Origin of the sequence: Streptomyces sp. NPDC017529 (genome assembly GCF_044329785.1) — a bacterium.
In the GTDB taxonomy this organism is placed as follows: Bacteria; Actinomycetota; Actinomycetes; order Streptomycetales; family Streptomycetaceae; genus Streptomyces.
Genome location: NZ_JBIRJY010000012.1, coordinates 1 through 13,028, shown reverse-complemented (window position 1 = coordinate 13,028; position 13,028 = coordinate 1). Strand labels below are relative to the sequence as shown.

The 13,028-nt window shown below is 70.9% G+C and carries 14 protein-coding genes; 5 read left to right on the top strand and 9 right to left on the bottom strand.

Annotated features, from left to right (window positions below; genetic code table 11):
* The first annotated feature begins 48 nt into the window (after nucleotides 1–48).
* Nucleotides 49–1,578: a UDP-N-acetylglucosamine 1-carboxyvinyltransferase gene (locus tag ACH4K4_RS26750; RefSeq protein ID WP_360130922.1), complete on the top strand. Its 1,530-nt coding sequence runs from the start codon at nucleotides 49–51 to the stop codon at nucleotides 1,576–1,578.
* A gap of 259 nt (nucleotides 1,579–1,837) precedes the next feature.
* Here ACH4K4_RS26750 and ACH4K4_RS26745 read toward each other — a convergent pair whose 3' ends face one another.
* From ACH4K4_RS26745 to ACH4K4_RS26715, 7 genes are all read right to left on the bottom strand, one after another.
* Nucleotides 1,838–2,527: a hypothetical protein gene (locus ACH4K4_RS26745; RefSeq protein WP_398170671.1), complete on the bottom strand. Its 690-nt coding sequence runs from the start codon at nucleotides 2,525–2,527 to the stop codon at nucleotides 1,838–1,840.
* A 12-nt stretch (nucleotides 2,528–2,539) separates the two neighbouring features.
* Nucleotides 2,540–2,788 carry an HAAS signaling domain-containing protein gene (locus ACH4K4_RS26740; protein WP_398170670.1) on the bottom strand — a complete coding sequence of 83 codons (249 nt, stop codon included), beginning with the start codon at nucleotides 2,786–2,788 and terminating at the stop codon, nucleotides 2,540–2,542.
* Nucleotides 2,785–3,069: a PadR family transcriptional regulator gene (locus tag ACH4K4_RS26735; RefSeq protein ID WP_398170669.1), complete on the bottom strand. Its 285-nt coding sequence runs from the start codon at nucleotides 3,067–3,069 to the stop codon at nucleotides 2,785–2,787. The genes ACH4K4_RS26740 and ACH4K4_RS26735 overlap by 4 nt, the downstream gene beginning before the upstream one ends.
* A gap of 405 nt (nucleotides 3,070–3,474) precedes the next feature.
* On the bottom strand, nucleotides 3,475–4,260 hold the full coding sequence (locus tag ACH4K4_RS26730) for a maleylpyruvate isomerase family mycothiol-dependent enzyme (RefSeq protein WP_398170667.1): 786 nt from the start codon (nucleotides 4,258–4,260) through the stop codon (nucleotides 3,475–3,477).
* 66 nt (nucleotides 4,261–4,326) lie between these two features.
* Nucleotides 4,327–4,821: a PTS sugar transporter subunit IIA gene (locus ACH4K4_RS26725; protein WP_398170666.1), complete on the bottom strand. Its 495-nt coding sequence runs from the start codon at nucleotides 4,819–4,821 to the stop codon at nucleotides 4,327–4,329.
* Complete coding sequence (locus ACH4K4_RS26720; RefSeq protein ID WP_398170665.1) at nucleotides 4,818–6,077, bottom strand: MFS transporter; 1,260 nt, start codon at nucleotides 6,075–6,077, stop codon at nucleotides 4,818–4,820. Before ACH4K4_RS26720 ends, ACH4K4_RS26725 begins: the two co-directional genes overlap by 4 nt.
* A gap of 56 nt (nucleotides 6,078–6,133) precedes the next feature.
* Entirely contained in the window at nucleotides 6,134–6,892 is a 759-nt protein-coding gene (locus ACH4K4_RS26715; RefSeq protein ID WP_398170663.1) for a DeoR/GlpR family DNA-binding transcription regulator, read from the bottom strand.
* Between the two features lie 148 nt (nucleotides 6,893–7,040).
* Here ACH4K4_RS26715 and ACH4K4_RS26710 point away from each other — a divergent pair, with 148 nt between their 5' ends.
* Complete coding sequence (locus tag ACH4K4_RS26710) at nucleotides 7,041–7,646, top strand: HAD family hydrolase (protein WP_398170662.1); 606 nt, start codon at nucleotides 7,041–7,043, stop codon at nucleotides 7,644–7,646.
* Here ACH4K4_RS26710 and ACH4K4_RS26705 read toward each other — a convergent pair.
* Entirely contained in the window at nucleotides 7,643–8,989 is a 1,347-nt protein-coding gene (locus ACH4K4_RS26705; RefSeq protein ID WP_398170661.1) for an MFS transporter, read from the bottom strand. The two genes, ACH4K4_RS26710 and ACH4K4_RS26705, sit on opposite strands and share 4 nt — an antisense overlap.
* Complete coding sequence (locus ACH4K4_RS26700; protein ID WP_398170659.1) at nucleotides 8,986–9,153, bottom strand: hypothetical protein; 168 nt, start codon at nucleotides 9,151–9,153, stop codon at nucleotides 8,986–8,988. The genes ACH4K4_RS26705 and ACH4K4_RS26700 overlap by 4 nt, the downstream gene beginning before the upstream one ends.
* Nucleotides 9,154–9,628: 475 nt before the next feature.
* Here ACH4K4_RS26700 and ACH4K4_RS26695 point away from each other — a divergent pair, with 475 nt between their 5' ends.
* From ACH4K4_RS26695 to ACH4K4_RS26685, 3 genes are read left to right on the top strand one after another with little or no spacing between them, the layout of a single operon-like run.
* On the top strand, nucleotides 9,629–10,897 hold the full coding sequence (locus ACH4K4_RS26695) for an aspartate aminotransferase family protein (RefSeq protein ID WP_398170658.1): 1,269 nt from the start codon (nucleotides 9,629–9,631) through the stop codon (nucleotides 10,895–10,897).
* Nucleotides 10,894–11,856 (top strand): inositol monophosphatase family protein, encoded by a 963-nt coding sequence (locus tag ACH4K4_RS26690; RefSeq protein ID WP_398170657.1) that lies wholly within the window; start codon nucleotides 10,894–10,896, stop codon nucleotides 11,854–11,856. The genes ACH4K4_RS26695 and ACH4K4_RS26690 overlap by 4 nt, the downstream gene beginning before the upstream one ends.
* Nucleotides 11,853–12,869: a zinc-binding dehydrogenase gene (locus ACH4K4_RS26685; RefSeq protein ID WP_398170655.1), complete on the top strand. Its 1,017-nt coding sequence runs from the start codon at nucleotides 11,853–11,855 to the stop codon at nucleotides 12,867–12,869. Before ACH4K4_RS26690 ends, ACH4K4_RS26685 begins: the two co-directional genes overlap by 4 nt.
* The last annotated feature ends 159 nt before the right edge of the window (nucleotides 12,870–13,028 follow it).

Here is a 13,028-nt window from a genome sequence, read left to right as displayed (position 1 = left end):
ACAACCCAGACTCAGCAGAGATCTCATATGTGAGATAACGTCTTCCTCATGGCAGACGACTACCTCGTACGCATCGGCAGGCTCATCCGCGACGCGCGACAGCACCGGGGCTGGACCCAGACGCAGCTCGCGGAGGCACTCGGTACGAGCCAAAGCGCGGTCAACCGCATCGAACGCGGCAACCAGAACATCAGCCTTGAGATGATCGCGCGGATCGGCGAGGCCCTCGACAGTGAAATCGTCTCGCTCGGGTATGCGGGACCCATGCACCTTCGCGTCGTCGGCGGCCGGCGCCTGTCCGGCAGCATCGACGTCAAGACGAGCAAGAACGCGTGCGTGGCGCTCCTGTGCGCCACGCTCCTCAACGCGGGCCGCACCACGCTGCGTCGGGTGGCCCGCATCGAGGAGGTCTACCGGATCCTGGAGGTGCTGGGCAGCGTCGGCGTCCGCACCCGCTGGATCAACGACGGCAACGACCTGGAAATCGTGCCGCCGGCCGAACTGGACCTGGACGCCATGGACACGGAGGCGGCACGCCGCACCCGCAGCGTCATCATGTTCCTCGGCCCGCTGCTGCACCGCATGGACCACTTCAAGATCCCGTACGCGGGCGGCTGCGACCTCGGCACGCGGACGATCACGCCGCACATGACGGCGCTGCGCCACTTCGGCCTGGAGATCACCGCGACGGAGGGCACCTACCACGCCGACGTCGACCGCTCCGTCTCCCCCAAGCGCGCGATCGTGCTGACCGAGCGCGGCGACACCGTCACCGAGAACGCCCTGCTGGCCGCGGCCCGGCACGACGGCGTCACGGTCATCCGCAACGCGTCCTCCAACTACATGGTCCAGGACCTGTGCTTCTTCCTGGAGGAGCTGGGCGTACGGGTCGAGGGCGTCGGCACCACCACCCTGACCGTGCACGGCGTCGCGCACATCGACCGCGACGTGGACTACGCGCCGTCCGAGGACCCCGTCGAGGCGATGAGCCTGCTCGCCGCCGCCGTGGTCACCGAGTCCGAACTGACCATCCGCCGCGTCCCGGTCGAGTTCCTGGAGATCGAACTCGCCGTCCTGGAAGAGATGGGCCTCAACCACGAGCGCAGCGCCGAGTACGCCGCCGACAACGGCCGCACCCGCCTCATCGACCTGACGGTCCGCCCCTCCAAGCTCCAGGCCCCCCTGGACAAGATCCACCCCATGCCGTTCCCCGGCCTGAACATCGACAACGTCCCCTTCTTCGCGGCCATCGCGGCCAGCGCCCAGGGGCAGACCCTGATCCACGACTGGGTCTACGACAACCGCGCGATCTACCTCACCGACCTCAACCGCCTCGGCGCCCAGGTCAAACTGCTCGACCCGCACCGCGTCCTGGTCGACGGCCCCACCCGCTGGCGCTCCGCCGAGATGATGTGCCCCCCGGCCCTGCGCCCCGCCGTCGTCATCCTCCTCGCCATGATGGCCGCCGAGGGCACGTCCGTCCTGCGCAACGTCTATGTCATCAACCGGGGTTACGAGGACCTGGCGGAACGGCTCAACTCGATCGGGGCGCAGATCGAGATCTTCCGGGACATCTGACGCTACGGTGCCGCCGCGCCCCGGCCAGACCTGCGCGAATGTGGGTCTGGCAGGGGCGCGGCGGCACCTCTGCGCGTACTTCGACAGCTGCGGATTCCGCGGCCCTCCGGCGCCGGGCCCCTTTCTCCTGCCTCACGACCGCGGCAGCGGCAGCGACTGGCCCCTCGGGCCGCCTCGGCCCCGGGGCTCACGAGAACGGCACCCCGGTGGCCTTGACGACGGGGTTCACCGGTTCGGCGCCGCTGACGAGGGGCCCTGCTCAGCGCCGGGCCGAGCGGAAGCCCGTCCACACGGCGCTCGCGGCGAGCAGGAGCACGATGACGGCCAGCCCCGAGTAGACCTGCCGGGTCAGCGCTTCCGTACCCGCGGTCTTCAGGAACTCCGGGTTGAAGAACATCCGGCGGTGGAGGACCCAGGCGAGCGGCAGGGCGAACACGGCCCGGGCCGCGGCGTTCAGGACGGCGAGGCGAACGGTCCACCTCTGTAGGGAGATCCGGGCCGCCGAGACCGCCAACATGCCGGCGAGGCCGAGGAGGACGGGCCAGATCCAGCCCGACCACAGGGCCGGGTCGAGCACCTCGACAGACTTGCCTCCGCCGTGGCCGTCGGACCCGTAGGGCTTCGCGACGTGCTGCCACACGGTCAGGGAGATCAGCAGCGCGTACCACGCCGCTCCGAGGGCGACCATGACGCCGCCCTTCTCCTTCTTCCGGGGCTCGGGCAGGTCGGTGACGGCCCACGCGCGGGTGCGGGCGGGCGCGCCGTCGCGGCCGCGGAACCGGTCGGCCAGGGCGAAGAAGAGGGTGAGCCAGGCGACCATCTGGGCGCCCAGCGTCAGTACGGTGGTGACGCCTTCGCCGACCGCCGCGCCGACGTCGCCGCTGTCGGCCAGTTCCACCAGTACGGCCACGACGGTCACCACCGGCAGCACGGTGGACAGCAGCAGCACCAGGAGGCGTATCTACACCGGGTAGTGGTTCGGCCCGATCAGCGCCAGCGGCCGGCCGGTGTAGCGGGCCGCGTACCGGACGGGGTCGCCCATCTCGGTGAGCACCTCGCGCTCGGCCGACCGCGGGTCCGCCGCCGCGCGGGCCTCGACGGTGTCGGCGATCGTGGCGCGCAGCTCCTCGCCGATGTCGTCGCGCTGGTCGGCCGGGAGCCGCCGGACGACCTCCTCCACGTAGCGCTCGGTGAGGGTGCTGGTGCTCATCCGTTCTCCTCGGTAAGTCGTGCGATCGTGGCCGAGAGGTCCTGCCACTCGCGGACCAGGCCGGCGAGGACCAGGGAGCCGTCGGGGCTCACCCGGTAGAACTTCCGCGGCCGGGGTTCGTCGGTGTTCCACTCGCTGGTGAGCAGGCCCTGCTTCTCCAGCCTGCGCAGCAAGGGATAGAGGGTGTTGCCGTCTACGGAGACCCCGGCGCCGTTGAGCGTCTCCAGGAGCGCATAGCCGTAACTCGGCTCCCGGAGCAGCGCCAGGCAGGCCAGGACCACCGTCCCGCGGCGCAGTTCGCGAGCCTGGGCGAGCCTTGGTCAGGCCCCGTCAGCGGGGTGGTGGCGTCGGTGAACTCCCCCGCACACAGCACGAACCGCCCCTGGAAACACCCGCCCGCACCTCGACCTCGCGCACACCGAGATCACCGAGGCCAACCTGAACCACATGGGTTCCGTGCCGGTCGACCGCGGCTGGTGGCCCCCGGCGACATCGTCATCCTCATCGGCTACGCCACGGTCGACGACGCGGAGGCCCGCACGCTGGAGCCGGGTCGTCTTCGTCGATGAGCACAACCGCGCGGTGAAGCTGGGCACGGACCCGGCTTCCTGACCGGCGTGTCACGAACCCGGGCCGGGCTCCGTTCCGTGCCCGGCCCGGGTTCGCGGCCGGCCCCCGGGCACGCCTCAGAACGTGGCCCGCTCCAGCCAGAAGTCCAGCAGCCGCGCGTCGCCGAGGATCTTCACTCGGTCACTGTCCGCCGGGAGCCGCCGGAAGAGGACCCACAGGACGTCCAGCATCGTGCCGCGCACGGAGACCGTCGCCTCGGTGTGGCCCCGGCGCCAGGAGAAGCCCTCATCCTCGAACTCGATGACCCACTCGGCGTTCAGGTCGGCGGCCGTGTCGGTGGCGTGCAGGTGGATGCTCTTGCCCGGCCCGCGCAGCTCGGCCAGCTGCGGCTTGTGTGTGAGCGCCTCGGGAGTGGACAGCATCATCAGGAACTCGTCCACGGCGTCCGCGGCGGCCCACGGTTCCGCTGTGAACCCGCGCCCCGCGGCCAGCGCCGCGTCAGCGCGGTGGACCATCGTCTCGTTCATCGCCCGCCGGGCCCAGAACCCGCTGCGCTGCGACTCGCCCCATGCCCACATCTTCTCGTCGGGGCCGGCGTCCCGCAGCGTGTTCACGAGCCGGTCCGCACCCTCGGTCAGCCAGGCACCGAGTGCCTCCGGACCGGCGTCGTCGGCCGGGGCTCCGGTGGTGAACGGCAGGCGTTCGGCCGCCCGGGCGCGGACGTTCGCCTCGTACCAGCGCTGGGCCTGGCCGACGTGCACGACGAGTTCACGCAGGGACCAGTCGGGGCAGGTGGGCACGGTGACCGAGAGGTCGGCGCCGGCGATGGCGGCCGCGAATTCGCCGGTCTCCGCGAGAATTCGGTCGCAATAACGGTCGTGATCGCACGTCAGAAGTGTCATGGTGCGCAGGGTAAGCGGTGGCGCCGCTCCTGCCACCCTGAATTTTCCCGGCGGCCGGGCCGCCGCTCAGCGGACGAGCCGGAACAGCTCGTACAGGTCGTCGGTGGTGTGGGCCGCTCGCAGCAGGCGGTGGAAGCCCGGGTGGGCGCTGTGGCGGGCGAGGAGCGAGAACACCTGGGCGGCGTGGGGGTCCTGGAGTTTCTTCGGGACGGCCAGGACGAACACGTCGGACACCGGCCGGCCGTCGGTGCCGCGCCAGCCGAGTCGCGCGGGGACGCGGGCGAAGGCGGCCGCCGGTGCGGACACCGCGCGGCTGCGGGCGGCGAGCAGGGCGATGCCGTGGAAGCCGGTGGCGCCCCGGGACATCCGCCGGCGGACCGCGGAGGCGAAGGCGCGGGCGTCGGAGACGGCGCCCGCGGCGTGCAGGCCGTGGGCCAGGGCGGCGAGCAGGTCGTCCCGGGTGGTGGCGTGCGCCCGCGGGTGGATACGCCGCCTGCCGACGTAGTCGGCGAGGCTCGGGGTGCCGGTACCGGTCGCGGCCGGCGCGGGTGGGGAGTTCACGCGTCGGCCGGCGCGGGTTCGGGCGCGGTGGTCTCGCTGCGCGCCGGGCGGAGAATTCCGGCAGCGCATACCGCCGCCACACAGAACGCGACGGGAAGAAGGAAGGTCAGGTTCAGGGGCACGAGGTGCGTGAGCGGTCCGATGACGGCGGGTCCGGCCAGCATTCCCACATATCCCATGCCGGCGACTTTCGAGACGTTCGCTCCGGAGGACGCCGGGTCCACATTTCCCGCGGCGGTGAAGAACTGCGGAATGCACCCGGACAGGCCGATGCCGAAAAAGGTCCAGCCCAGCAGGGCGAGGGGTATCCACGGGGAGAGCGCGGCGGCCGCCAGGCCGAATGCGGCGAAGCCGGCGCCGTACCGTACGACGCGCACCCGGCCGAAGCGGGCCACCACCCGGTCGGTGGCGAACCGGCCGACGGTCATGGCGGTGGCGAATCCGCCGTAGGCCAGTGCGGCGGTCGCGGCGGGGGCGTCGAGCACGTCCTTGAGGTGCAGCACACTCCAGTCGTTCGCCACGCCCTCGCAGAGCATGAGCAGGAGGGCGAGTACGCCCAGCGCCCAGACCTGGGACGGCGTACGGCGTCGTGTCACCGGCACGGCGGCCGGAGCGTCGGCACGGTCCTCCGCCACCGGACCCGACTTGGCAGGTGAGGGACTTTCCGGGGGCAGCAGGCCGGGCACCAGCGCGAGCGTGGCCAGAACCCCGGCCACCGCCACGCCGGCGAGCGTGAGGGAGGTCTGCCAGCCCCAGCTGATGGCGCGGGCGCCGACCAGCGCGGCGAGGACGCCGCCGACCGAGAAGACCGCGTGGAAGGCCGACATCACCGGGCGGCCGTAACCGCGCTCGACCTGAACAGCCTGGGTGTTCATGCTGACGTCCAGGCATCCGTTGCCGAAGCCCAGCGCCAGCAGGGCCGCCGCCAGGGTCCAGGCCGAGCCGGCCAGGCCGGGCAGTACGACCGTGACGCTGCACAGCACGCCGCCGGCCAAGACGATGTTCCGGCTGCCGAAGCGGTCGGCCAGCACCCCGCAGAGCTGCATGCCCACGAAGGCTCCGCCGCCCAGGAAGAGCAGCAGCCAGCCCAGGACGGCGTGCGTGATGCCGACCTGCTGCTCGACGGCGGGGATGTGCACGATCCACATCCCCATCACGAACCCGTTGAGCGCGAAGGCCGCGAAGGTGCAGGCGCGCGCTGTGCGTAAGCGCCGCGACGGCGGCGACCCGGCGATGGGGGCAGTCGATTCACTCATCACGAGTGACCATAACGCACATGAAACCTGTTCGACAGGGGGTGCGCCGCCCCCTGTCAGACGTGCACGATGTTCACGCCGGCGGCGCGCATCTCCTCGACCACGGCGCCGCCTTGGGGCGCATCGGTCACCACGACGTCGAGCTGCTCGACCGAACAGATCCGGCCGAGCGCCACCCGCCCCAGCTTCTCCGCGGTCGCCACCAGGATGATGCGCCGCGCCGACCGCGCGGCGACCCGCTTCACGTGCACGTCGTCCAGGCTGTACGCGGTGGCCCCGTTGGCCGCGTCCACACCGCAGCACCCGAGGACGAAGGTGTCGTACCGCAGGTCCTCGAACGTACGCAGCGCCGTCTCCCCGTAGAACGACAGCTCCCCCGGCCGGACTTGGCCGCCCGGCAGCAGCAGGCGGATGCCCTCGTGCTCGGCGAGCGGCATGGTCGCGTGCAGCGACAGCGGGGTGACGGTCAGCCGGCGGCCCGCCATGGCGTGGGCGATGGCGACCGCCGTGGTGCCGGTGTCCAGGGCGACGGTCTCCCCGTCGTTGAGCATCCGCACGACCACGTCGGCCAGCTTCGCCTTGGTCTCGTTGCCGACCATGGCCCGTACCGCGTACGGCGGTTCGACCCCGCTGAGCAGCGCGGTGACCGCCCCGCCGTGCACCCGGCGCAGGGCGCCCCTGGACTCCAGCAGTTCCAGGTCGCGGCGGATGGTCATCTCCGACGTCTGGGTGGAGCGGGCGAGTTCGGCCACGGAGGCCCGGTTGCGCTCGGCCAGCAGGGCCAGGATGAACCGGTGGCGTTCGGAGACATTCATGCCGCTGATGTAGCACATCAACACAGCCGGTGCGAGTTCTCGCCCTTTGCCCGGTTGGCCACCACCGCCGTCAAGGCCATGGCCGGTTGACAGTCACCCAGCCCGAGTGTGTACTCACGCGAACGTTGTGTGACTCTCGCGAGGAGACATGATGACCGCAGTGCTCTTCGACCTGTTCGGCGTGATCGCCAGACACCAGTCGCCGGCCGCCTGCGCCCGGCTGGAGCGCACCGCCGGGGTCTCCAATGACGCCTTCTGGGAGAGTTACTGGGCTTTGCGGCAGCCTTACGACCGGGGCGACCGGAACGGCGCACAATACTGGCACACCGTCGCCGACGCGCTCGGCACGCACTTCGACGAGGAACGCGTAGCGGAACTGACCGCCGCCGATGTGGCGAGTTGGAGCAGGGTCGACGACACGATGGTGGAATACGTTCGCGGACTGGCGGACGACGGCGTCACGATCGGCCTGCTGTCGAACATTCCCGAGGAATTGGCAGCGCACTACGAGGAGCACCAGAAGTGGCTGAAGCACTTCTCGGTCCTCGCCTTCTCCTGCCGCATCGGCCACGCCAAGCCGGAGGCCGACGCCTACGCCTGGTGCAGCACGGCCTTCGGCCTGCCCCCCGAGCACATCCTGTTCGTCGACGACCGCAAGGCCAACGTCCGGGCAGCCGAAACCCTGGGCATGCGAGGCCACGTCTTCACGTCGTTGGCACACCTGCGCTCGACCCTGGCCCGCACAGCCGTCTAACGGCGCCCCCTCACACCGGCGCCGGGGCGGGGGGCCTGACACCCCTTCCCCGGCGCCTTGCCGCGTCGGCTCCCAGGGGTGGGGGTGGGGAGGTCGCGCATCAGGAGGAGCGCCGCGAGAGCGAGGAGCCCGGCGACGGCGCCGGTCCAGGCAACGGTGGAGCCGATGTCCGAAGCGGTGGTCGAGCCGGTCGCCGGGGCGCCGGGCACGGTTGCGAGGTGGTGGCTCGTCAGCGACTGGACGCAGGCCAGGCCGAACGCGCCGCCGATCTGCTTGGCGAGGGCGGAGCCCGCGGTGGCCGTGCCCATATCGGCGTGCGGGACGCAGTTCTGGGTGGCGATGGTGATGCCGCCCATGGCCGGTCCCGTGCCGAGCCCGGCGATGAGCAGCCATACGGAGGTCAGCGCCGACGGCGTCGCGGCGTCCAAGGCGACGAAGGCGGCGGTGCCGGCGGTCAGGAGCCCCGCACCGGCCAGGAGCACGGGTTTGGCCCGGCCGCTGCGCAGGACGGCGGTGGCGGTGAGCCGGTTGCCCAAGGCCATGCCGATCAGCAGGGGGATCAGCAGGAGGCCGGAGACGGTGGCCGAATGGCCGCGGACGTACTGGAAGTACAGCGGCAGGAGGACCCCGACCGGCAGAGCGGCGGCCTGGAAGAAGAATCCGCCGGTCAACAGTGCGCTGTACGTGCGGTTTCGGAACAGCCGTAACGGCAGGACCGGGACGGCCGCGCGCCGCTCGACCGGGACGAGCAGGGCGAGCAGGACCAGGCCGGCGAGCAGGCAGCCGGCGACTGCGGGGTCCGACCACGGCAGGGGGTGCCCGGCAGAGATGTCGCCTTTGAGACTGAGGCCGGTCAGGGCCAGGGAGAGACCGGCGGTGAGCAGGAGGACCCCGGCCACGTCGAGACGGCCGGAAGGGGCGGAGGCGGAACGGCGGTCCGGCAGCACGAGGGTGAGTACGGCAGCGGCGGCCAGCCCCAGGGGGAGGTTGAGCCAGAACGCCCAGCGCCAGCCGGCGTGGTCGGCCAGCAGACCGCCGACGATCGGGCCGCCGACCATGCCGAGCACCATCATCGCGGCCAGCACCGTCTGCATGCGGATGAGTCCCGCCGCGCGGGAGGGCGGGTGGAGGTCGCGGATCAGAGCCATACCGAGGGTGAGCAAGGCCCCCGCTCCCAACCCCTGGACCGCGCGGGAGACGATCAGCACCTCCATGGTCCCGGCCAGACCACAGGCGAGCGAACCGGCCAGGAACACGGCGAGCCCGCCCAGCAGCGCGAACGTCACCAGCGTCCGGTGGTGGCGGGCGAGTTCGCCGTACGCGCACGCGTCAGGTGCGGTCATCGGGACCCGGGTGCCAGCCGCAGGGTGTCGCGGTCGGGTGTGAACAGGGCGGCCAGAGCCGCGCGCGGTGCGGCAAGGCCCGCTTCGCGGTCCGGGGAGTGGCCGTCCCCGCCGGGCTGGTCGTGCGCGGGGCGCTCCAACCGTCCGGCCGCGGCGACGATCATCGCCCGGCGCTGACTGGAAGCCAGCGACCACCAAAGGAATCACCAACAGTGTTTGAATTTTGCGTAAGACGCTGAAACGAACGTCCCATTGTTCCGTATGCTGCCCCTTAGAGTCTTGTCGAAGTCTCGCTGGGCGCTGCGACGGAAGTCCGCCATGGTCCGGGCGGCCGGGCGCTGGTCGCTTCAACTCCCCTTGTCAGCAGGTCAGATGTCGTGCGCGCGAGTCAGTTCCCAGATCGCTCGCGTAGCGCTCGGGTGGTTTCCAGCCGATTAACAAGTGATCAAGAGATATGAACACTCGCCCTGTTAGGGTCGGTGTCGGCAAAGGGTGTAAAGCCCACCGGTGAGGACTCAGCCACCGGACCACACACCGCCCTCGGCGGTCCCGCGCCGCCCGTTTCCGGGCACCCGCGCGGCCAGCCATCCGCATACCCGATATCCGGAACCAGTACGTCTTCTTCCAGGAGATATGTCCATGGACGGCACGAACGTACGAGATCTGTTGTATTACCCCGTCAGCGCCCGGAAGATGGTGCGCGGCGAAGGGATCCACCTTTACGACGAGGACGGCAACGAGTTCATCGACTGCGCCTCGGCGACCTTCAATCTCAGCCTCGGGTACTCCCACCCCGCCGTCATCGCGGCGATGAAGGAGCAGTTGGACGTCTTCGCCCACCTGACCTCCTCCGTTCGCAGCGAACCGATCGACGGGCTGGTGCACCGCCTCGTGGAGGTCTCGCCCGCGAACCTGACCAAGGTGCATCCGAAGGTCTCCGGCGGTTCCACCGCCAACGAGGGCGTCATCAAGATGGCGCAGCACGCGACGGGGCGCTCGGAGGTCGTCTCCCTGTTCCGCAGCCATCTCGGGCAGACGATGATGATGACCTCGATGTCGGGCAACGCCTTCCGCAAGGAGCCGTTCCCCTCGCTCTTCCCGCGCACCTTGCAGGTGCCGGACCCGTACTGCTTCCGCTGCTTCTACGGGCAGAAGAAGGACAGCTGCGGGATGATGTGCGTGGACCGGATCGAGGACTTCCTGGAGTACGCGAGCACCGGGCAGGTCGCCGCCGTCATCGTGGAGCCGATCTCCGGCAACGGCGGCAACATCGTCCCGCCGGACGGCTACTTCCAGAAGCTGCGGGCCTTCTGTGACGAGCACGACATCGTGCTGATCTTCGACGAGATCCAGACCGGGATCGGCCGTACGGGCCGGATGTTCGCGGCGCAGCACTTCGACGTGGAGCCCGACGCCATCACCACCGCCAAGGGTCTGGGGGGTTCCGGCGCGCAGGTGGCGGCGATCCTCACCAACGAGCGGCTGGCCGGTCTTCCGGCCGATCACCACTCGTTCACCTACGGCGCCAACCTGCTGGCGGCCTCGGCGGCCAACGTCACCCTCGACATCGTCCGGCAGCCGGAGTTCCTGGCCAACGTGCGGGCCACCGGCAACTACATCCTCGGCCGGCTCGCCGACATGCAGACCCGCCACCCGGCCATCGTCGACGTGCGGGGCGTCGGTCTCATGATCGGTTTCGAGATGGCGCACCCCGACGGCAAGCCCGCCGTCAAGCTGACCAACCACCTGGCCGGCGCGGCCGGGCAGCACGGGCTGATCCTGCGGACCTCCCGGTACGGCTACGGGAACGTGCTCAAGGTCCGGCCGCCGCTGATCCTCACCCTCGACCAGGCCGAGCTGCTGTGCGACCGTCTGGAGAGCCTCTTCCGCGCGGAGCTGTCCTCATGACGCAGATGAAGGAGCTGCTGACCGGCCTGGGCCGGCACGTCAGGGCCGAGCTGACGACCTACGCCGGCCGGGGCCTGGCCCGTCGGGTGCACGGCGACTCCCCCGGCGGCGACGCCCAGTTCGACGTGGACGAGGTGGCCGAGCGGGCCGTACTGGAGTACCTGCGCGAGCACGCGGAGGTGCCGCTCGCGGTGTACACCGAGGACGGCTCGCTGGTCGAGCTGGCGCCCGAGCCGCGGTACGTGCTGGTCGTGGACCCCATCGACGGCACCCGGCCCACCTCGGCCGGGCTGGAGATGGGCATGGTGTCGATCGCCGCGGCGCCGCTGACGACGTCCGCGCCGACGCTGGACGACGTCACGGCGGCGCATCTGCTGGAGATCAAGTCGGGTGCGTGGATCTACGGTGACGACGAGGAGGGGCTGTCGCACGGCGGCTTTCCGCACCCGCTGCCCCGGCTGAGCCGTACCACCGACCCGGCGAAGATGTTCTGGTCGATCGAGTTCAACGGCCACCCCATGCACTTGATGGCGGCGGCCTACGCGCACCTGGTGGACCGGTCCGCCAACACCGGCGGCGTCTTCGTGTTCAACAGCGCCACGTTCTCGATCTCGCGCATCATCACCGGCCAGCTCGACGCGTACGTGGACATCGGCAACCGCGTCCTGCGCGACCACCCGGGTACCGAGGCGGCCTTCCTGGAGGCCGGGCGCGGCTCGGTCCTGCACCTGTTCCCGTACGACATCGCCGCCGCGGTCTTCCTCGCCAAACGCAGCGGGGTGACCATCACCGACGCCTACGGCGACGACCTGGGGACCACCGGGCTGCTCGACCTGGACCCGATGAACCAGAAGTCGTGCATCGCGGCGGCCACCCCCCAGCTGCACAAGGAACTGCTCGGCGCCATCCGGTGGGACATCCCCGGCGCCCTCCCCACCACGGCAGGAGGAAGCACGTGAAGGCCCTGATTTTCAACGAGTGGCACACCGTTTCGCTGGTCGACCGCCCGAAGCCGGAGGCGTCGGCGCCCACCGACGTCGTGGTGCGGGTCGCGCAGACCGGCATCTGCGGCACCGACCGCAGCGTGCTGGTGGGCAAGTTCCCGGCCGAGCCGGGCGTGGTGATGGGGCACGAGGCGGTCGGCACCGTGGACGCGGTGGGGTCGGCGGTGACCGCGCACCAGCCGGGTGACCGCGTCATCGTCAATCCGACGCTGTACTGCGGCGGCTGCCCGGCCTGCCTGCGCGGGCACGGGGACTTCTGCGTCAACAAGGCCGGTACGGAGGTCGGGCTCGACCTGGACGGCGGGTTCGCCGAGTACCTGCGGCTGCCCGAGCGGTTCGTGCACGCCGTGCCGGAGGACATGGACTTCGACCGCGCGGTGGCAGTGGAGCCGCTGGCGTGCGCGCTGAACAACATCGAGGCGGGCCGGCTGGAGGCCGGCGAGACCGCGGTGATCGTCGGTGGCGGCCCGGTGGGCGTGGTCTGCGCGATGGCGGCCCGGCACTACGGTGCGCGGGTCCTGCTGATCGAACCGGACCCGTACCGGCGGGAGCTGTGCCGCGAGGTCCTCGCGCAGGACGGCGGCGGCCGGGTGAGCGTGCACACGCCGGACGAGGCCGGGCTCGCGGGCCGCGGTGACGTGGTCGTCGACACCGTCGGCAACCTGCTGGAACAGAGCCTGGCGTACGCCGCGGCGCGCGGCCGTGTGGTGATCATGGGGTACGACAGCAAGGCGTCGGCCACCGTGCGGCCGCTGGAGATCCTCCAGCGCGGGTTGCAGATCATCGGGGCCGGGGACTACAACGGCCGGCTGTTCCCGAAGGCGATCGAACTGGCCCGGTGGCTGCCGCTGGAGCGGCTGGTGACCCACCGCTTCCCGCTGGAGGAGCACGAGGTGGCCTTCGCCGCGCTCGCCGCGGCGCCGGGAGCCCCGTACTCGGCGCTCAAGGTGGTGCTCGTACCGGAGTGACGCGGTGCCGGCCCTTCCCGCCGGGCGGCGGTGCGCAGCCCGGCGGGAGGGGCCCGTCTCTAGTGGAACTGTTCTTCTTCGGTCGAGCCGCGCAGCGCGGTGGTGGTGGAGGCGGGGTTGATGGCGGCGGCGATCTGGTCGAAGTAGCCGGTGCCGACC